The sequence below is a fragment of the Erythrobacter oryzae genome (assembly GCF_030271515.1).
Classification (GTDB): Bacteria; Pseudomonadota; Alphaproteobacteria; order Sphingomonadales; family Sphingomonadaceae; genus Erythrobacter; species Erythrobacter oryzae.
This window is the reverse complement of the sequence record NZ_JASCXI010000004.1, coordinates 454,342-471,981: the sequence shown is the minus strand read 5'-3', so window position 1 is coordinate 471,981 and position 17,640 is coordinate 454,342. Positions and strand designations below refer to the sequence as shown.

The following is a 17,640-nucleotide window of genomic DNA, read 5'->3' as shown; positions in this document are numbered from 1 at the left end:
GTTCCTGACTGTCAAACCGATTGGACATTTTATCGTCAGGCGGTGGCGATAATCACGCTTGCGTTGACCGGTTGCGCGGTTGCGACGAAGCGCGCGCTGGCAAAGCCCGCGGCGCGGGTCATGGCGATGATTTCGGCCGGGCTGCGCGGGCGGCCCGAGCCCATCGCCCAGAGGTAGAGGCCGAAGAAGGCCTCACCCATCGCCTCGCTGCCGGGGATGCGCGCCATCGGCTCGGCGATGAGGAGGCGCGCGCCGGGGGCAAGGCTCTTGCGGATATTGGCGAGCAGCGCCTGCGCCGGGCCATCGTCGTGATCGTGCAGGATACGGATCAGCGACACCATGTCGTAGCCCTGTGGTATGGAATCGCTGAAGAAATTGCCCGGATGCGCGGTGACGCGGGTCTCGCCCAGCGCCGCGCCGAGCACGCCCGCGCCCGTCGTCGCGACTTCGGGCAGGTCGAACAGGCCAAGCTTCAGATGCGGCCATGCCGTGCCGATATGCCGCAGGAACGCCCCGTGCCCCCCGCCGACATCGAGCAGCTTGCGCACATCGCGGAAGGCCATGCTCGCCAGCACCTCGTCGGCGACGAAGTGCTGCGAGGCGGCCATGAGCTGGGAATATTCTGCCGTGTCCTCGCCCCTTTCGGCCACGCCCTGGAGCGCTCCGGCATAAGTCCAGAAGCGCGAGAGCGAGGTCGGCTCCTTGCGGTCGGTGCGCAGCAGGGCGAGTGGGTCGGCGAGGTCGGCATAGAGCAGGCGGTGGTGGCGCACCATCGCCTGCACGCCGGGATTGGATGCGAATACAGCGCCTTGCTCGCCAAGCATCCAGTGATCGGGCGCAGGCTCCTCCGACAGCATCAGCGGGCGCCCGGCGCGCAGCAGGGTGAGGGCGGCATCCTCGGTCAGGCCCATCCGCCCCGCGATCGCCCGCGCGCCGAGGGGGCCGTCCTTGAGGATGTCGAACAGCCCGCCTTCGACATAGGCGCGCAGGACCTGCGAATAGGCGAAGCCCGCGAGCAGGTCGAAGGCACCATTGGCGCGGCTCCTGGCGATCCACCTGATCACCGGCAGGCGGGCGGCCCAGTGCTGGAACTTTGGCGAGGCAAACACCCGGTTGCGGCGCGCCACATAGCCGAGCCTTAAGGCCGTCCAGCGGCTCACTTGCGGGATGCTTTACAGGCCATATGTCTAAATAGTTGGACAGATGGCGGCGTAAGGTCAATGATAATCGCGTAGGATCGACGGGAGCGAGGGCAAGTGAACGGGCGAGTCGTCGTCATCGGTGCAGGCATCGGCGGGCTGACCAGCGCCGCGCTGCTGGCCGCGCGCGGGTGCGACGTTACGGTGCTCGAGAAAGAGGCCTGGGTCGGGGGCAAGGCGCGCCGGGTCGAGGTGGATGGCGTGGAGATCGACGGCGGGCCGACGGTCTTCACCTATCGCGGGGTGTTCGACGCCATCTTCGCGGCTTGCGGCGCGCGGCTCGAGGATCATGTGACGGTCCGCAAGGCCGATGTGCTGGCGCGCCACTGGTGGGACGATGCAAGCGGGCATCTCGATCTCTTCGCCGACCATAACGCGAGCGTCGATGCGGTCGGCAAGTTTGCCGGGGCGGAGGCTGCGCGCGGCTATGCCGCCTTCGCAGCCGAGGCGGCGCGGATTTTCAGAGTGCTCGAGGACCCCTTCCTCCACGGCGACAAGGCGAGCACGCCGCTGCCGATGATGTGGCGCATGGGCCTCTCCAAGCTCCCCGAGATGCTGGCGATGCGGCCCTTCGACGGGATGTGGGCGGCGCTGGGCGAGCACTTCAGGGACCCGCGCTTGCAGCAGCTGTTCGGGCGCTACGCCACCTATTGCGGCTCCTCGCCCTTCAAGGCCCCTGCGACGCTGATGCTGATCGCGCATCTCGAGGCGCGCGGGGTGTGGCTGATCGAGGGGGGCATTCACGCGCTTGCCAGGGCGCTCGCCAGCCTTGCCGAGCGGCAGGGGGCAAGGGTGCGCACGGGTGCTGCCGTCGCCGAGGTGCTCGTCGCCAAGGGCCGCACCAGCGGGGTCAGGCTGGCGTCGGGCGAGGTCATCCCGGCCGACACCGTCATCTGCAACGGCGACCCTTCCGCGCTCGCCACCGGCCGCTTCGGCGCGGCGGCACAGCGTGCCGTGCCTGCGATCCCGAGGCCCAAACGCTCGCTCTCCGCGCTGGTCTGGTATGCCCATGCCGAGACGCGCGGGGCCGCGCTCACCCACCATAACGTCTTCTTCTCCCGCGATTACCGCGCCGAGTTCGCCGACATCGGCGCCGGCCGCACGCCCGCAGAGCCCACCGTCTACGTCTGCGCCATTGACCGCGGCGCCGACCACCACGCGCCCCCGCCGACTGGGCGCGAGCGCCTCCAGATCATCGTCAACGCCCCTGCCGACGGAGACGTCCACGCCTACACCCCCGAGGAGAGAGACCGATGCACACGCGCCATGATGGCAACGCTTCGGCGCTGCGGCCTGACACTGGACGAGCCCTTCCCGCATCGGCTCATGACGCCCGAGGATTGGGAGCACCTCTTCCCGGCCACGGGCGGCGCCCTCTATGGGCGAGCGTCGCACGGCTGGGCGGCCTCCTTCCAGCGGCAGGGTCCGAGGACCCGGCTGCCCGGTCTCTACTGCACGGGCGGGGCGACCCATCCGGCGGCCGGCGTCCCCATGGCAGCCTTGTCCGGGCAGCTGGCCACGCGGGTGATCGCGAAGGACCTCGCTTCGACGAGGCGATCCCGGCAGGCGGCTACACCTGGTGGTATGTCGATGCCATCTCCGACGACGGGCAGCACGGGCTGACCATCATCGCCTTCCTGGGCTCGGTCTTCTCGCCCTACTACAAGCGCTCCGGCCGCCACGACCCGCTCGACCATGCCTGCCTCAACGTCGCGCTCTACGGGCCCCAGCACCGCTGGGTGATGACCGAGCGCGGCCGCGCCGCCGTCCAGCGCGACGCCGCCACCCTCGCCATCGGCCCCAGCAATGTGCGCTGGGAGGGCGGGGCGCTCACCATCGACATCGTCGAGGGCGACACCCGCCTGTTCGTCCCCTGGCAGCGCAAGGTGACCGGCACCGTCAGGGTCTACCCCGAGATGCTCAACCGCGCCGCCTTCGCCCTCGACCCCGCCGAGAACCACATCTGGCACTGCCTTGCCCCCTGCGCCCGGATCGAGGTCGCCATGACCTCCCCCGATTGCAGCTGGAGCGGCAAGGCCTATCTCGACCACAACCGCGGGGCCGAGCCGCTCGAGAGCGGCTTCAACACCTGGCACTGGTCGCGCGCCCACCTCAAGTCGGGCGCGCTGGTGTGCTACGAGGGCGAGCGCGGGGACGGCTCGCTCTTCGCCAGTGCCCTCCGGTTCGACCGCCACGGCGTGCCCGAGCCGGTCGAGCTGCCCCCCATCGCCGCCCTGCCCGACAGCCGCTGGGGCATCACCCGCCGCACCCGCTCCGACATCGGCGTCGCCGAGGTGCGCCGGACGTGGGAGGACACCCCCTTCTACGCCCGCTCCGAACTCGCCTCGCGCTTCCTTGGCGAGGAGGTGGTCGCGGTGCAGGAGAGCTTGGACATGCGACGCTTCTCGAGCCGCCTCGTCCAGTTCATGCTCCCCTACCGCATGCCCCGCCGCCCGCGCTGAGGCCGGATAGCGAAGCCCCGGCGCGACTCGGGCGGAGGCCGCCGGACACCCCCGCGCGGATGCCGCGCCGGTTCAGCAAGCGCAGCCCTTTCCTGTAGTTGGAGACACGAGAGACACAGTATAGGGGCAAAATCCCTTCCTCTGGCGCGAGCCTCCCACACCCACACCTCGCCGCCGCTGCCATGGCGGGTGCAAGCTGTGGGAAAGGGGCGGCGGGGGTCATTCGGCAAGCCTGACAAATGCGGCGACTGTAGGAAAGTTGTTTTGCAGGGAGGGCCCGCCTTGCCGCCCTTGCGGCTTGCGCCATCGCGCCCCGCGTCACGCCGCCAGCCACTCCGCCTTGAGCGTCCCCCGGTGCCCCTCGGGCGCGAGGCTCGCGCGCAGGGCTTCGAGCAGCGGCGGCAGCTCTTGCGTGAAGGCATAGGGCGGATTGACGATGAACAGCCCCGCGCCGTTGTATATCCCCGGTTGGTCGGTGTCGTAGAGCCAGTGCTCGATGTTGAGGAACTTGGGGATGCCGAGCCGCCGCAGCTTGTCCTTCCAGACCGCGTGGGCGGGCCGTTCCTTCAGGGGATACCAGATCACAGTCACTCCGTGCGCCCATTTGCGGTGCGCGGCGGCGAGGGTGGCGGTGATGCGGGCGCGCTCGTCGGTGGCCTCGTAGGGCGGGTCGACCACCACCACGCCCCTGGGGGTGCGCGTCGGCAGCATGGCGAGCCACAGCTCGTAGGCATCGCGGGTGTGGATCGCGGCGGGGGTGCCCTTCATGGCCTCGCGCAGGGAGCGCGCGTCCTCGGGGTGCTTCTCGTTGAGGATCAGGTTGTCCTGCTCTCGCAGTAGCTGTGCGAGGAACCGGGGGCTGCCGGGGTAGAGGCGGGGCTCGGCGCCCGGGTCGTTCACGGCGCGCACGGCGGCGCGGTAGTCGTCGAGCAGCGGGTGGCTATCGGCAAAGGCGCGCAGCACGCCGCCCGCCGCCTCACCGGTGCGCCCCGCCTCGTCGCCCTTGAGGTCGTAGAGCCCGCAGCCCGCATGAGTGTCGATCAGCGTCAGCGCGGAGGGCTTGAGTTGCAGCGCGCGGATCAGCGCGATCAGCAGCGCGTGCTTGACGACATCGGCGCTGTTGCCGGCGTGGAAGGCGTGGCGGTAGTTCATGTGGAAATTTCCACAAAAGTGCCCGGCGCGATGCCGCCGAGGCTCCAGTCGCCCACCCGCCAGCGCACCAGCCGCAATGTGGGCAGGCCCACTGCTGCGGTCATGCGCCGCACCTGCCGGTTGCGCCCCTCGCGGATGGTGAGCGAGAGCCAGCAATCGGGGACGGACTTGCGCACCCGGATCGGTGGATCGCGCTCCCACAGGTCGGGCGGGGCGATGCGGGCGGCTTCGGCGGGGAGGGTCATCCCGTCGTTCAGCCGCACGCCCTTGCGCAAGGGTTCGAGCGCTGCGTCGTCGGGATCGCCCTCGACCTGCACGAGATAGGTCTTGGGCAGCTTGAAGCGCGGATCGGCGATGCGCGCCTGCAAGCGCCCGTCGTCGGTCAGCAGCAGCAGCCCCTCGCTGTCGCGGTCGAGCCGGCCGGCGGGGTACACGCCCTTCACAGCGATGAAGTCGCTGAGCGTCGCCCGGGTGGTGGGCGAGCCCTTGTCGGTGAATTGCGAGAGCACGCCGAAGGGTTTGTTGAACAGGAGCAGCCGGGCCATCGCGCGCTCATATCGGGCGATTGCGGCGCTGTCTCCCCGTCAGGCGTCCGGTGCGCTGTCGCGCTCGGCAGCTTCCCTCGCCTCCCGCTCGGCGCGGGTCTGCTTGAGCTTGCGGTCCATCGAAATGTACTGCCACAGCCCGAAGGCGACCGCGATGCCGTAGAACAGCCCGATCTCGATCCAGCCGAAGTTCATGCGCGTGCCGCTCCTGCATCTGCTGCCGCGAGGAACGCCGCCATGTGCGCGGCGATGTCTTGCGGGGCTTCCTCATGCGCCAAATGGCCGAGGCGGGGGAGAAGTTCCAGCCGCGCGTTGGGCAGCCATCCGGCGGCATCGCGCGCCCAGTCAGGCGGGATCGCGGGGTCGTTCGCGCCGTGGAGCAGCAGCACGCGGTTGCGCACCGTACCCATCTGTTCGCGCAACGCGGGCAGGTCCCAGTTCGCCATCATGGCGAGCGCCCCGCCAGCATGGCCGGGGTGCTTCAGGAGCTTGGCATAGCAAGCAAGGCCCTCGCGATCGATCCGCGAGTGGGTAGAGCGCCACAGGAACTTCTCCGCGCCCCCGACAAGGTCGATGCTGCCGGTAAAGATGCGGGGCACGAGCGGGTTGACGAACAGCGTCTTGGCGATGGCGGGGAAGATTTGTGCAAGGGCGCCGGGGAAGGGGCGCAGGGCGGCGCTGAGGCCGACGATCGGGCCCTTGTGGGCGTGGTCGAGCGCCAGTTGCAGCGCAATCGCCGCGCCCGCCGAGTGCCCGACGATGGCGGCGGGCGTCACCTCGAGAGCCTCCAGCAGCCGCGCCACCTCGCGCGCCATGGCGGGCAGGCTCATGGCGTAGGCGTCGTGCCCGGTGGTGAAGGCGTGGCGGGGCAAGTCCATCGCGATGACGTCATGACGCTGCGCGAGCAGCGGCATCAGCCCGCGCCACGAATGGACCGAGGCGCCGGTGCCGTGGAGCAGCAGGAGCGGCGTGCCGGACCCCATCCGCTGCACATGCCAGCGCGCGCTGCCGGTGCGGATGAACTGGCTTGTCTCCCGGTACGGCCAGATCAGGCCCTCGCGGTTCCAGTCGAGCGCGCTCATGCCGCGCGGGCCCCTTGTGATGGTGGAGCTTGCACCGCGTCGATCGCCTGCTTGAGCATCCGCGCATCGGCGCGGGGGAGGGCGAGGAAGCGGCCTCCCAAGGCGGCGGCGAGCGCGGCGCCCTCGGGGCCGGGGCGGGCGGAGATGTCGACCACGAGGCTGTCGATTTGTCGCGCGGCAATTGCGCGTGCTGCCGTCTCGGCATCCTTGGCCGCCTGCGGGCGGCCGGGCGAGCCGTCGGCGGCGATATTGGCGCGCCCGTCGGTGAGGATCACCAGCGCGGCGCTCCTCCCCTTGGCGATGACGGCCTCGGCCACCTCGCGCGCGGCGTTGAGCCCGAGCGCGAGCGGGGTGCCGCCGCCGCCGGGCAGTTCCGCGAGCGTGCGCCGCGCGCGGGTGAGCGAGCGGGTGGGGGGGAGCAGCAGCTCCGCGGAGGTGCCCCGGAAGGCGACTAGCGCGACCTCCGAGCGGGTGACATAGGCTTGCGCCAGCATCAGCTCGACCGCGCCCTTGGCCTCGGCCAGCCGCGCGGCGGCGGCGGAACCGGAGGCGTCGACCGCGAAGATCGTGACGCGCGCGGCGCGCTCCTCGAAGCGGCGGATGCGCAGGTCTTCCTTGCGCATGATGATGGGCGCATCGGCGTCCGCGCCGTTCTCGCGGCGGCGCACGGCCTGCCAGGGGACGGCGGCGCGCAATGAGTCGATCAGCGCGAGTTTGTGCCCCCCGCGCGGCATTCCCGGTCTTGCGCCCAAGGGCTTGCCGCGGGTCGCGGCCTTGCGCTTCTGCCCGGTGCCGCTGCTGGAGCTTCGCCGCGGGGCTTTCCCTTGCGCGAGTTGTTCGAGCAGCCCCGCCGGGATCGCGGCCTTGGCCGCCTCGACGAGGATTTCCGAAAGGTCGGGTTCCTGTTGCTGGCGGTCGCTGTCGGTCGGGTCGTCGCGCTCGCCTCCGGGCGGCGGCGGTTCCTCCGGAGGCGGCGCTTCCGCGTCCTGCGGCGGCAGACGGGTCGCGCGCGGGGCGAGCACCAGCCGCACCGCGCCCGCCAGATCGGCCTTCCCCGTCTCAAAGCGCCCCTCGAGCGCCGCTAGGCCGCGCGCAGCCTCTGCGGCGACAATCAGCGCGCGCAAGCTCTCGACCCCCAGCGCTTCGGCGGTCGCTGCGAGGGCGCGCAAATCCTCCTCGCCGAGCGGCCGCACGGCCGCGAGGCGCCCTCCCGCTTCCTCCAGCGCGACCCCCTGCCAGCGGCGCGAGGCCGAGAGATCGCACAGGAAGGCGAGCCTTTCGGTGAGGCTCGCAGGCGGGGCTTCCTCGGGCTCGGCGGCATCGTCGAGCAGCACCAGCGCTGTGCCGCCCTCATCGAGCGCCTGCGCCAGCCGCCCCGCGATGCTCGCATCCATCCTCTCGGCCATTCCGGCGATCAGAGCGCCCCCGCGCGCCTCTTCGATCAGCCCGGTCTGGCGGATGGGGCGCCCGGCGGAGAGGCTGGCGGCCAGATCGATCCCGCCCAGCAGCCGCTCGTCGTCGACATGGCCGGGCAGGCGGCGCAGCGGGAGCACTTCTCCCAGCGCCGCCACCAGCGCCTCGCGCGCAGGGCTGCTACCGCGCAGGGTCAGGCCCTTGAAGGTGCCGGGAGCCAGCAGAAACAGCCGCGCCGCCAGCACCGCGTCATCGAGCGGGTCGGCGACCTCCGGCGGTGTCATCCGAACAGCTCGGCAATCGCCCGGGTGATGCGCGTGGTGGAGCCGGTCTCGTCGAGCACATCGCGCCGCAATCGGTGCCGTAGCGCCGAGGGCGCAATGGCGATCAGGTGCTTGCGCGTGACCTTCTTGGCCCCCTCGAGCGCGGCCAGCGCGCGGGCGGCGCGCATCAGGGTCAGCTCGCCGCGCAGGCCGTCGGCGCCCACCGCCAAGCACAACTCGGCGGCATCGCGCAGCACATCCTCGCCCGGAACCAGCTTGGGCAGGCGCGCCTTGCCCTTGGCGACCTGCTTGAGGATCGCCTCATCCGCCTCGGCCCAGCGCGCGGCGAAGCCTTCGGGATCGGCCTCGTTCTCGGCGACCAGCTTCATGATGGCGATGCGGGTCTCGATGTCCTTGGGCGTGCGCACCTCGACCGACAGCCCGAAGCGGTCGAGCAGCTGCGGGCGCAACTCCCCCTCCTCGGGGTTGCCGCTGCCGATGAGGACGAACTTGGCCGGGTGGCGGACCGACAGCCCCTCGCGCTCGACCACGTTCTCGCCCGAGGCCGCGACATCGAGCAGCAGGTCGACGAGGTGATCCTCGAGGAGGTTGATCTCGTCGATATAGAGGAACCCGCGATGGGCCTTCGCGAGCAGGCCGGGCTCGAACGCCTTCTCGCCGCTGCGCAGCGCGCGTTCGAGGTCGAGGCTGCCGATCACCCGGTCCTCGGTCGCGCCCAAGGGCATGTCGACGAAGGGGACGGGGCGCTTCACCAGCTTGCCTTGTCCGCACACGTCCGGGTATCGCGCCTGATCTTCCTTCGAGGCGCCATAGGGGCAGCCGTCGGCGGCCATGATCGGCGGCAGCAGGCCCGCGAGCGCGCGCGCGGCGGTGCTCTTGCCGGTGCCGCGGTCGCCGAACACCATCACCCCGCCGATCGAAGGGTCCACCGCCGCGATCAGCAGCGCCTGTTTCATCTCGTCCTGACCGACGATTGCGGAGAAGGGGAAGCGTGCCATTGCTCGCGCTTGTGAACCTTCCGGGCGCTTTGGACAAGCGGAAGTGACAGGCTGGCCTGACAGTTTTGCCTAGCGCTTCCCCAAACGGTTCAACACCAGCACCGGCAGCAGCCCCGCCGCGAGCAGGATCAGCGCCGGGATCGCCGCCTCGACCAGCCGCTCGTCGCCCGCCAAGCGGTAGGTGCGGGTGGCGAGGGTCTCGAGATTGAAGGGGCGCAGGATCAGCGTGGCGGGAAGTTCGCGCAGGGTGTCGATGAAGACCAGCGCGGCGGCGCCTGCGAGGCTCGGGGCGAGCAGCGGGGCATAGATCCGGGCGAGCACCCGCGAGGGGCTCGCGCCGAGGCTCCGCGCGGCGGCGTCGAGGGCGGGGGGGATGCGCGCGAGGCCGCCGCTCACGGTGTTGTAGGCGACGGTCATGAAGCGCACGCCCAAAGCATAGACCAGCACCGCGCTGGTGCCGGTCAGCAGCAACCCGCCGCTCCAGCCGAGGCTGTCACGGGCGAAGCGGGTCAGCGCGATGTCGAAGGCTCCGAGCGGTGCCAGCAGGCCCACCGCCAGCAGCGCGCCGGGCAGGGCATAGCCCAAGGTCGCCAGCCGGATCGCCCCCGCGGTGAGTGGCGAGGCGGCGCGGGCGCGGGCGAAGGCGAGCAGCAGCGCGGCAAGGACGCACAGCGCCGCAGCGACCACGCCCAGCCACAGGCTCGCGCGCAGATAGGTCGCCAGCTGGCCCGCCGCGGCTTGTGCTGTCGGGGTGAGGGCGAGGCTGACGAGGTAGCCTGCGGGGATGACGAATCCGAGCAGCACCGGCGCGGCGCAGGCGGCGAAGGCGAGCGCTTTGCCCGCAGGCGAGAGGTGCACCAGCGGTTCGTCGATATCGCGCGCGGCGAGGCCGTCGCGGCTGTCGCTGCGCCCGCGCCGCGAGCGTGCCTCCCAGGCGACCAGCGCGATCACGAAGACCAGCATCACGCCTGCGAGTTTGAGGGCGGCGGGCTTGTCGCCCATCGCCAGCCACGAACGGAAGATGCCGGTCGAGAAGGTGGGGATGGCGAAATACTCCGCCACGCCGAAGTCGGCCAGCACCTCCATCAGCACCAGCGCTAGGCCGCCCGCGATGGCAGGGCGCGCCGCGGGGAGGGCGACCTTCCAGAAGGCGCGTGGCGGTGTCGCTCCGAGGCTTCTTGCGGCGCGGAACTGGGTGCGGCTCTGGGTGGCAAATGCGGTGCGCGCGAGGAGGTAGACGTAGGGGTAGAGCACAATTCCCAGCACGAAGGCCCCTCCGGGCAGCGAGCGGATGTCGGGGAACCAGTAGTCGCTTGGCCCCCATCCGGTGGCATCCCGCAGCGCGCTCTGCACCGGCCCGGCGAAATCGAGCAGTCCGGCGTAGATATAGGCCGCCAGATAGGCCGGGAGCGCCAGCGGTAGCACCAGCGCCCAGCCCAGCACCCGCCGCCCGGGAAAGCGCGTGGCGGCGACCAGCCATGCGCAGCCGGTCCCCGTGACCGCCGCGATCCCGCCTGCCAGCGCCATCAGGGCGGCTGTGTTGGCGATGTAGGTCGGCAGCACCGTGCCCGCGAGCGCGGCGATCGACCCGCCCCCGTCGCCCAGCGCCGAGGTGGCCACCGCGGCGATCGGCAGGCCGACCAGCGCCGCCAGCGCCAGCGCGCCCAGCGTCCAGCCGCTTCCGCGGGCCGCCCGGCTTGCAGCCCCGCCGGCAGTTCGCCTAAGGCGGCTCACCGATATCGTTGCGGACAGCGCCATTGAGCCTCGAATTTCGACATATTGCCCATGCTTACGGTGCGGTGCGGGCGCTGGAGGACGTGAGCTTCACCGCGCCCGCGGGGGAGATCACCTGCCTGCTTGGCGCGTCGGGTTGCGGGAAGTCAACGCTTTTGGGGCTCGCAGCGGGCTTGCTCCGCGTGCAGCAGGGCGAGATCGCGCTGGGCGATGAGCTGCTGGCGGGGCCTGCGCACAACCCCCCGCCCGAGGCGCGGCCCGTCGGCCTCGTGTTTCAGGACGGAGCGCTGTTCCCGCACATGACGCTGGCCGCCAATGTCGCCTTCGGCCTCCCGCGCGAGCGGCGTTCCGAGGCGGACGGCTGGCTCGCCAAGGTCGGCCTTGCCGGGATGGGCGCGCGCTATCCGCATGAGCTTTCGGGCGGCCAGCAACAGCGCGCCGCGCTCGCCCGGGCGATGGCACCGGGGCCGCAGGTGCTGCTGATGGACGAGCCCTTCGCCAGCGTCGACATCGTGCTGCGCCGGAGCTTGCGCCGCGAATGCCGCATCCTGCTGCGCGAGGCGGGCTCGACCGTGGTGCTGGTGACGCATGACCCGGCCGAGGCGCTCGACGTTGCGGATCGCATCGCGGTGATGGAGGCGGGCCGCATCGTCCAGTTCGGCACCCCGCTCGAGCTGCACGAAGCCCCCGCCACCGCCGCAGTCGGCGCGATCTTTTCGGGCGCGCAGGTGGTGCCGGGGATGGTTGCGGAAGGCGGGCTCGACACTGCCTTCGGCCTGTGGCCGTTCGAGAGCCTGATGGGCGAACTGCCCGATGGCGCGGTGCAGCTCGACCTTCTGGTGCAGGCCGACCGCCTCGTCCCGGTCTCCGACATGCGCGGCGGGCGGGTGCGTGACATCCATCCGCTGGGGCCGAGGAACCGCGTGCTGCTCGACGGCGCGGATGGGGCCGCGATCACGGTCGAGACCGCGCTGACGGTCGATCCCGGCAAGGCCTACAGCGTCATCCCCGATCCCGAGAGCGTGCGCGCCTTCGTTCGCGGTTAGGGCTTGCATGGCGGGCGATAATATTGCAAGTCATTCGCAAATACTGATCCCCGCGAAAGCCTCCCACCCGATGAAACACCTGTTCCTCGCCGCCCTCGTCAGCGTCAGTCTGGCTGCGCTTGCCGCTTGCGCCGGAGAGGGCGGGGGCGCGGCGAAGGCCTGCGCCGCGCCCGCTGGCGTCGTCAACGTCTACACCTCGCGCCACTACGACACCGACCTTGCGCTCTACGAGGACTTCACCTGCTCCACCGGCATCAAGGTCAACCGCCTCGAAGCCGATGCCGACGCGCTGATCGAGCGGATCGCGGCCGAGGGCGAATATAGCCAGGCCGATCTGTTCGTGACGGTCGATGCAGGCCGCCTGTGGCGGGCCGAGCAGGCAGGTTTCCTCGCGCCGGTCGACTCCAAGGTGCTGCAAGAGCGCATCCCCGCCAACCTGCGCGATCCCCAGAACCGCTGGTTCGCGCTCACCACCCGCGCGCGGATCATCGTCTACAACAAGGCCAAGGGCGCGCCGCAGGGCCTCGCCACTTACGAGGATCTGGCCAAGCCGGAATTCAAGGGCCGCATCTGCATGCGCTCCTCCTCCAGCGTCTACAACATCGCGCTGCTCTCGAGCATGATCGCGCATGACGGCGAGGCGAAGGCGGGCGCATGGGCCAAGGGCGTCGTCGCCAATTTCCAGCGCCCGCCCGAGGGCAATGACATGTCGAACATCGAGGCCGTGGCGGCGGGCGAGTGCGACATCTCGCTGGTCAACACCTACTACCTCGCGCGCTTCGACACGCCCGAGAAGCGCAAGGTGCTCGAGTCCATCGGCATCATCTTCCCCAATCAGGCCACCACCGGCACCCACGTCAACATGAGCGGCGCGGGGCTGGTCAAGACCGCGCCCAACCGCGAGAACGCGGTGAAGTTCCTCGAATATCTCGCGACCGACAAGGCGCAGCAGTTCCTCGCCAACGGCAACAACGAGTATCCGACGGCGACCGGCGTCGCGCCCACATCGGCGGTCGAGAAGCTCGGCACCTTCAAGGCCGACACGCTGGGCGCGGCCGAGATCGGCAAGAACGAGGCCCGCGCGGTCGAGCTCTACAACGCGGCCGGGTGGAACTGAGCCTTTGCTGGATTTGCGCGCGATCAAGGCGCGCTTTCACGGCCTATCGCTAAACTGTCTTGAAGCGCGCGCTTCGCTGGTTCATTGGCGCCGCCATCCTGACCGCCCCTCCCGGGCGGCGTGCACCCGTATCCGAGGCCCCTTGTGACCCAAACCGCTCTGACCCGCGACCAGTTCACCGAAAGCGCCGCGCTCTCGGTCGAGACCATCACCGATGTCCACCACTGGTGCGACGGGCTGTTCAGCCTCAAGATGACCCGCCCGGCGAGCTTCCGCTTCCGTTCGGGCGAGTTCGTGATGATCGGCCTGCCGGGCGACAACGGCAAGCCGCTGCTGCGCGCCTATTCCGTCGCCTCGCCCTCCTATGCCGAGGAGCTCGAGTTCCTGTCGATCAAGGTGCAGGACGGCCCCCTGACCTCGCGGCTGCAGCACATCCAGGTCGGCGATCCCATCTACCTCGGCAAGAAGCCGACCGGCACCCTCGTCACCGACGCGCTGCTGCCGGGCAAGCGCCTCTTCATGCTTTCGACCGGCACGGGGCTGGCGCCGTTCATGAGCCTCGTGCGCGATCCCGAGGTTTACGGGATGTTCGAGGAAGTGATCGTGGTGCACTCGGTTCGCAACGTGAACGAGTTGGCTTACCGCGAGCTGCTGGAATCGAAGCTCGAAGGCGACCCGCTGCTCGAGGACGAAGACCGCGCGCGGATGATCTACGTCCCCACCGTCACCCGCGAACCCTTCCGCACACAGGGCCGCATTCAGGCGCTGATCGACGATGGGCGGCTGTTCGAACAGTCCAAGGGCCCTCAGCGCTTCGTGCCGGACGAGGACCGCGTGATGCTTTGTGGGTCGATGGCCATGATCAAGGACCATGCGGCCGACCTGGAACGCCGCGGGTTCGAGGAAGGCGCGAACAACAAGCCGGGGCAGTTCGTGATCGAACGGGCGTTTGTGGGGTAACCCCGCCTGTGTTACCCCTCCCCCCCGGGGGGATGGGACATGGAAAAGCTGCGACCCTTGTGGATCTGGATGATCGCCGTGATGGCGATCATGCAACTCGGCATCGCCATGGATTACTGGGGTGATTTCACCAGCAACACCTGGGCGGTGCACATCCACTATTGGAACGCGACCGCCTGGTATGCTTTCCTGATCCTCCAGCCGCGGTTTGTCGCCAAGGGCAAGATCGCGGCGCACCGGACGTGGGGCCTGTTCGGGCTCTTGCTGGCAGGTGCGATGATCCTTCTGTCGGTCTCGCAGCTGTTCCGTGACATCGTCTTTGCCAACTCCGTGCGCGACAATCCGCAGGATTGGGGCCCGTTCGAGCCGTGGTTCTTCTTCTGGATCATGCAGAGCGAAATGCTGCTGATCACCGCCTTTGCGGTCGCGGTGGGCATGGCAATCGTGACGCGCAAATCGCCCGAGGATCACGGCTGGTGGATGGCGTCGACCGCCTTCATCCTGATCATGCCGGCGCTCGGCCGAGGGATGCAGAATGTCTGGATCATGGCCTATGGCTTCGTCCCGGAGAACAAGGCCGCGATGGATGTGCCGCTGTATCTCTGTCAGGCGATCATCATCGCGATGACGCTGCTGTTCGCGTGGCGGTTCGGCAAGCTGCGCCACCCGGCCACGGTGTTGGCGGTTGTTGCGAATGCGGGGATGATCCTGCTCAAGCCGGTGGCGCAATCTCTTGCGATGCAGGAATTCTGGCGCGGTTTCATCCCTCATTGACCGGGCAGCTTGCACTTTTGGCGCTTGACCCCCGCGCCCCCGCACGGTTCTATCGTGGCAAATCAAAACCCATCTGCCGGAGAGAACCCCCATGCTCGCGACCTCCTATCGCACCGCCTATAACGAAGACCACGAGGCCTTCCGCGACACCGTCCGCAAGGTCTTTGCCGAGCACCTGACCCCGCACATGGACGAGCACGAGGCGAATGGCATCGTGCCCCGTGACGTCTGGAAGAAGATGGGCGATGCCGGCATGCTGTGCATGACGGTGAAGGAGGAGAACGGCGGCCTCGGCCTCGATTTCGGGTTCAACTGCGTGCTGACCGAGGAGCTTTCCTACCTCGGCTCCTCGGCAGGCTTCACGCTCCAGAACGACATCACGGCGAACTATTTCGAGCGCCTCGGCAATCCCGAACAGCGCGCCAAGTATCTCCCCGGCATGGTCAGCGGCGACATCATCACCGCGATCGCCATGACCGAACCGGGCGCGGGGAGCGACCTTCAGGGCATCCGCACCACGGCGAAGAAGGACGGCAACCACCTCGTCATCAACGGCTCGAAGACCTACATCACCAACGGCCAGAACGCCGATTGCGTGATCGTGGTCGCCAAGACCGATCCCGAGAAGGGCGCGAAGGGCATCAGCCTCGTGCTGGTCGACGCCGACACCCCCGGTTTCGAGCGCGGGCGCAATCTCGACAAGATCGGCCAGCACGCCGCCGACACCTCCGAGCTGTTCTTCAACGATTGCCGCGTGCCGATGACCAACATCTTGGGCGCCGAAGGCATGGGCTTCGTGCACCTCATGGAAGAGCTGCCGCAGGAACGCCTCGGCATCGCGGTCGGCGCGCAGGCGGCCGCGCAGCGGGCGTTTGATGAAGCCGTAAAATTCACCAAGGACCGCAAGGCTTTCGGGAAGACGGTGTTCGAGTTCCAGAACACCAAGTTCACCCTCGCTGACCTCAAGGCCAAACTGCAGGTGGGCTGGGCGCACCTCGACTGGGCGATCCGCAAGCACTTGGCGGGCGAGCTCACCACCGACGAGGCGAGCGCCGCCAAGCTGTGGCACACTGACCTCCAGTGGGAATGCTGCGACACCGCGCTGCAACTCCACGGCGGGGCGGGCTACATGAACGAATACGCCATCGCCCGCCTGTGGCGCGACGCGCGCGTGACGCGGATCTTCGGCGGGACGAACGAGATCATGAAGGAAGTGATCTCGCGGAGTATCTGAAGTGGCGGGCGACCTCGACTTCACCGGCCAGCGCGTCCTCGTCATCGGCGGATCGTCGGGGATCGGCAACGGCATCGCGCACGGCTTCCGCCAGCGCGGTGCGCAGGTGACCGTCACCGGCACGCGGCCCGATTTCGGCGACTATCTCGAGGCCGAGGACTCCGACTTCACCGGCCTCGATTACCGCCAGCTTGACCTCACCGATCGCGACGCGGCAGGGCGGCTGGCGGAGGGCTTCGGGCCGCTCGACGTGCTGGTGCTGTGCCAGGGCACGGTGCGCTACGGGCGGCAGGAGTTCGCCCGCGAGGGGTGGGACGCTGTGGTCGACATCAACCTCAATTCGGTGATGGACGCCGCCCGCGCGTTCCACCCGGCGCTGGCGGAAGCGAAGGGCCGGATCATCATCGTCTCGTCGGTCGCCGCATTCAAATCGACCATCGGCACGCCAGCCTACGCCGCCTCCAAGGCGGGCGCGGCGAGTCTTACCAAGACGCTGGGCGAGGCCTGGGCGAGGGACGGCATCCGGGTCAACGGCATCGCCCCGGGGCTGGTGCCGACCAAGCTCACATCTGTCACCACCGACCACCCCGAACGCCTCGAAGCGAGTCTCAAGCGCATTCCCTTGCGCCGCATGGGCACGCCCGAGGATATGGCCGGTGCGGCGCTGTTCCTCGCCTCGCCTCTAAGCGCCTACATCACCGGCCAGACCCTCGTTGTGGACGGGGGGCTGACGCTCGCCTGACACCGCGGCCCGAACCTTTCGGGACATTGTTACACTCAACTGAAAAGCAGTCACAAACGCGTCACACGCCTGCGCCAATCCTCGCTGCGAAAGCGGGGCAAGCGCAGATGGATGTCGTCAATATCTTCCTGACGAGCGAACTGGGCGAGAGCCTGGAGGACTTCGTGCACGACCAGCGCCGCTTCACCTTCGACCGGCTCGGGCCCGAGGGCCCGCGGCGGCTGGTCGAGGGGCCGATGTGGGCCTTTGTCGACTGGGTGATGCCCGAGCTGGCGGGACTCGAGATGTGCCGCCGGTTGCGCGCCGATGCCCGCACGGTCGATGCCCATGTCACCATGGTGCTCGAGGAGGACGACCCCGAGGACCGCCGCCGCGCGCTGCGCGCCGGGGCGGACGACTACGTGATCGGCCCGCTCACCCGCACCGCGGTGCTCGACCGGGTGCTGGCGCTGCAATCGCGCGGGGTCGAGCGCCAGGCGACTCGGCGCTTCGAACTCGGCGCGCTGACGATCGACATGGCGGCCTTGCAGGCGCGCTGGAACGAGCAGCCAATCCTGCTGCGGCCCAACGAATTCCGCCTGCTGCGCTTCCTCGCCGAGAACCCCAACCGTGTGCTCACCCGCGAGGACCTCATCAACGGCCTCGGCAAGCGCGAACCTCCGATCGACGAGCGCACGGTGGACGTGTGGATCGGCCGCCTGCGCCGCGCGATCAAGGCAGCCGGCGGCGGCAACCCGCTGCGCACGGTGCGATCGCTGGGGTATGTGTTCGATCTTGGGTAAAGAAGCAGAACACTTCGTCACCCCGCGTCAAGCACGGGGTGACGGTGGGGTTGGCATGGCAGCATCCACCCGCTTGCCGCCAAACTGAAAAGGCCGCCCCCCGAAGGGAGCGGCCT

Annotated in this window: 17 protein-coding genes; 9 read left to right on the top strand and 8 right to left on the bottom strand. The window is 69.3% G+C overall.

What is annotated here, in order from left to right:
* Positions 1-35: 35 nt before the first annotated feature.
* Positions 36-1,160 (bottom strand): methyltransferase, encoded by a 1,125-nt coding sequence (locus PFX90_RS14830; protein WP_285713355.1) that lies wholly within the window; start codon positions 1,158-1,160, stop codon positions 36-38.
* Positions 1,161-1,256: 96 nt separating this feature from the next.
* Here PFX90_RS14830 and crtD point away from each other — a divergent pair, with 96 nt between their 5' ends.
* The gene (gene crtD / locus PFX90_RS14825) at positions 1,257-2,822 is read left to right on the top strand and encodes a 1-hydroxycarotenoid 3,4-desaturase CrtD (RefSeq protein WP_285713354.1); all 1,566 of its coding nucleotides are present in this window, start codon (positions 1,257-1,259) and stop codon (positions 2,820-2,822) included.
* Positions 2,823-2,941: 119 nt separating this feature from the next.
* Positions 2,942-3,661: a hydroxyneurosporene dehydrogenase gene (locus PFX90_RS14820; RefSeq protein ID WP_285713352.1), complete on the top strand. Its 720-nt coding sequence runs from the start codon at positions 2,942-2,944 to the stop codon at positions 3,659-3,661.
* Between the two features lie 318 nt (positions 3,662-3,979).
* Here PFX90_RS14820 and PFX90_RS14815 read toward each other — a convergent pair whose 3' ends face one another.
* The 7 genes from PFX90_RS14815 to PFX90_RS14785 form a co-directional block, all read right to left on the bottom strand.
* The gene (locus tag PFX90_RS14815; RefSeq protein ID WP_285713351.1) at positions 3,980-4,813 is read right to left on the bottom strand and encodes a 23S rRNA (adenine(2030)-N(6))-methyltransferase RlmJ; all 834 of its coding nucleotides are present in this window, start codon (positions 4,811-4,813) and stop codon (positions 3,980-3,982) included.
* Entirely contained in the window at positions 4,810-5,358 is a 549-nt protein-coding gene (locus PFX90_RS14810; protein WP_285713350.1) for a pseudouridine synthase, read from the bottom strand. Before PFX90_RS14810 ends, PFX90_RS14815 begins: the two co-directional genes overlap by 4 nt.
* Positions 5,359-5,397: 39 nt before the next feature.
* A complete protein-coding gene (locus tag PFX90_RS14805) occupies positions 5,398-5,553 on the bottom strand; it encodes a hypothetical protein (RefSeq protein WP_285713349.1) in 156 nt (51 codons plus the stop codon).
* Positions 5,550-6,440, bottom strand: coding sequence for an alpha/beta fold hydrolase BchO (gene bchO, locus PFX90_RS14800; protein ID WP_285713348.1), 891 nt, complete (start codon positions 6,438-6,440; stop codon positions 5,550-5,552). The genes PFX90_RS14805 and bchO overlap by 4 nt, the downstream gene beginning before the upstream one ends.
* Positions 6,437-8,137: a magnesium chelatase subunit D gene (locus PFX90_RS14795; RefSeq protein ID WP_285713347.1), complete on the bottom strand. Its 1,701-nt coding sequence runs from the start codon at positions 8,135-8,137 to the stop codon at positions 6,437-6,439. Before PFX90_RS14795 ends, bchO begins: the two co-directional genes overlap by 4 nt.
* Positions 8,134-9,135 carry a magnesium chelatase ATPase subunit I gene (gene bchI, locus PFX90_RS14790; protein WP_285713346.1) on the bottom strand — a complete coding sequence of 334 codons (1,002 nt, stop codon included), beginning with the start codon at positions 9,133-9,135 and terminating at the stop codon, positions 8,134-8,136. Before bchI ends, PFX90_RS14795 begins: the two co-directional genes overlap by 4 nt.
* 69 nt (positions 9,136-9,204) lie before the next feature.
* Positions 9,205-10,893, bottom strand: a complete 1,689-nt coding sequence (locus PFX90_RS14785) for an ABC transporter permease (protein WP_285713345.1) — start codon at positions 10,891-10,893, stop codon at positions 9,205-9,207.
* Between the two features lie 41 nt (positions 10,894-10,934).
* Between PFX90_RS14785 and PFX90_RS14780 the strand changes: the two genes are divergently transcribed.
* The 7 genes from PFX90_RS14780 to PFX90_RS14750 all read left to right on the top strand — a co-directional run bounded on the left by PFX90_RS14780 (position 10,935) and on the right by PFX90_RS14750 (position 17,524).
* On the top strand, positions 10,935-11,915 hold the full coding sequence (locus PFX90_RS14780) for an ABC transporter ATP-binding protein (protein WP_285713344.1): 981 nt from the start codon (positions 10,935-10,937) through the stop codon (positions 11,913-11,915).
* A gap of 70 nt (positions 11,916-11,985) precedes the next feature.
* A complete protein-coding gene (locus PFX90_RS14775; RefSeq protein WP_285713343.1) occupies positions 11,986-13,032 on the top strand; it encodes a Fe(3+) ABC transporter substrate-binding protein in 1,047 nt (348 codons plus the stop codon).
* A gap of 144 nt (positions 13,033-13,176) precedes the next feature.
* On the top strand, positions 13,177-13,992 hold the full coding sequence (locus PFX90_RS14770; RefSeq protein WP_285713341.1) for a ferredoxin--NADP reductase: 816 nt from the start codon (positions 13,177-13,179) through the stop codon (positions 13,990-13,992).
* A gap of 39 nt (positions 13,993-14,031) precedes the next feature.
* Positions 14,032-14,766: a hypothetical protein gene (locus PFX90_RS14765; RefSeq protein ID WP_285713339.1), complete on the top strand. Its 735-nt coding sequence runs from the start codon at positions 14,032-14,034 to the stop codon at positions 14,764-14,766.
* 91 nt (positions 14,767-14,857) lie between these two features.
* A complete protein-coding gene (locus PFX90_RS14760; RefSeq protein ID WP_285713338.1) occupies positions 14,858-16,000 on the top strand; it encodes an acyl-CoA dehydrogenase family protein in 1,143 nt (380 codons plus the stop codon).
* 1 nt (position 16,001) lies between these two features.
* Positions 16,002-16,742 carry an SDR family NAD(P)-dependent oxidoreductase gene (locus PFX90_RS14755; RefSeq protein ID WP_285713337.1) on the top strand — a complete coding sequence of 247 codons (741 nt, stop codon included), beginning with the start codon at positions 16,002-16,004 and terminating at the stop codon, positions 16,740-16,742.
* A gap of 107 nt (positions 16,743-16,849) precedes the next feature.
* Entirely contained in the window at positions 16,850-17,524 is a 675-nt protein-coding gene (locus tag PFX90_RS14750; RefSeq protein WP_285713336.1) for a response regulator transcription factor, read from the top strand.
* The last annotated feature ends 116 nt before the right edge of the window (positions 17,525-17,640 follow it).

What these genes read in the sequence shown, in the direction of transcription:
- PFX90_RS14820 (WP_285713352.1), top strand. Translation starts at nt 2,942, where the DNA reads ATGACCGAGCGCGGCCGCGCCGCCGTCCAGCGCGACGCCGCCACCCTC.
- PFX90_RS14815 (WP_285713351.1), bottom strand. Translation starts at nt 4,813, where the DNA reads ATGAACTACCGCCACGCCTTCCACGCCGGCAACAGCGCCGATGTCGTC.
- PFX90_RS14810 (WP_285713350.1), bottom strand. Translation starts at nt 5,358, where the DNA reads ATGGCCCGGCTGCTCCTGTTCAACAAACCCTTCGGCGTGCTCTCGCAA.
- PFX90_RS14805 (WP_285713349.1), bottom strand. Translation starts at nt 5,553, where the DNA reads ATGAACTTCGGCTGGATCGAGATCGGGCTGTTCTACGGCATCGCGGTC.
- bchO (WP_285713348.1), bottom strand. Translation starts at nt 6,440, where the DNA reads ATGAGCGCGCTCGACTGGAACCGCGAGGGCCTGATCTGGCCGTACCGG.
- PFX90_RS14795 (WP_285713347.1), bottom strand. Translation starts at nt 8,137, where the DNA reads ATGACACCGCCGGAGGTCGCCGACCCGCTCGATGACGCGGTGCTGGCG.
- bchI (WP_285713346.1), bottom strand. Translation starts at nt 9,135, where the DNA reads ATGGCACGCTTCCCCTTCTCCGCAATCGTCGGTCAGGACGAGATGAAA.
- PFX90_RS14785 (WP_285713345.1), bottom strand. Translation starts at nt 10,893, where the DNA reads ATGGCGCTGTCCGCAACGATATCGGTGAGCCGCCTTAGGCGAACTGCC.
- PFX90_RS14775 (WP_285713343.1), top strand. Translation starts at nt 11,986, where the DNA reads ATGAAACACCTGTTCCTCGCCGCCCTCGTCAGCGTCAGTCTGGCTGCG.
- PFX90_RS14765 (WP_285713339.1), top strand. Translation starts at nt 14,032, where the DNA reads ATGGAAAAGCTGCGACCCTTGTGGATCTGGATGATCGCCGTGATGGCG.
- PFX90_RS14760 (WP_285713338.1), top strand. Translation starts at nt 14,858, where the DNA reads ATGCTCGCGACCTCCTATCGCACCGCCTATAACGAAGACCACGAGGCC.
- PFX90_RS14750 (WP_285713336.1), top strand. Translation starts at nt 16,850, where the DNA reads ATGGATGTCGTCAATATCTTCCTGACGAGCGAACTGGGCGAGAGCCTG.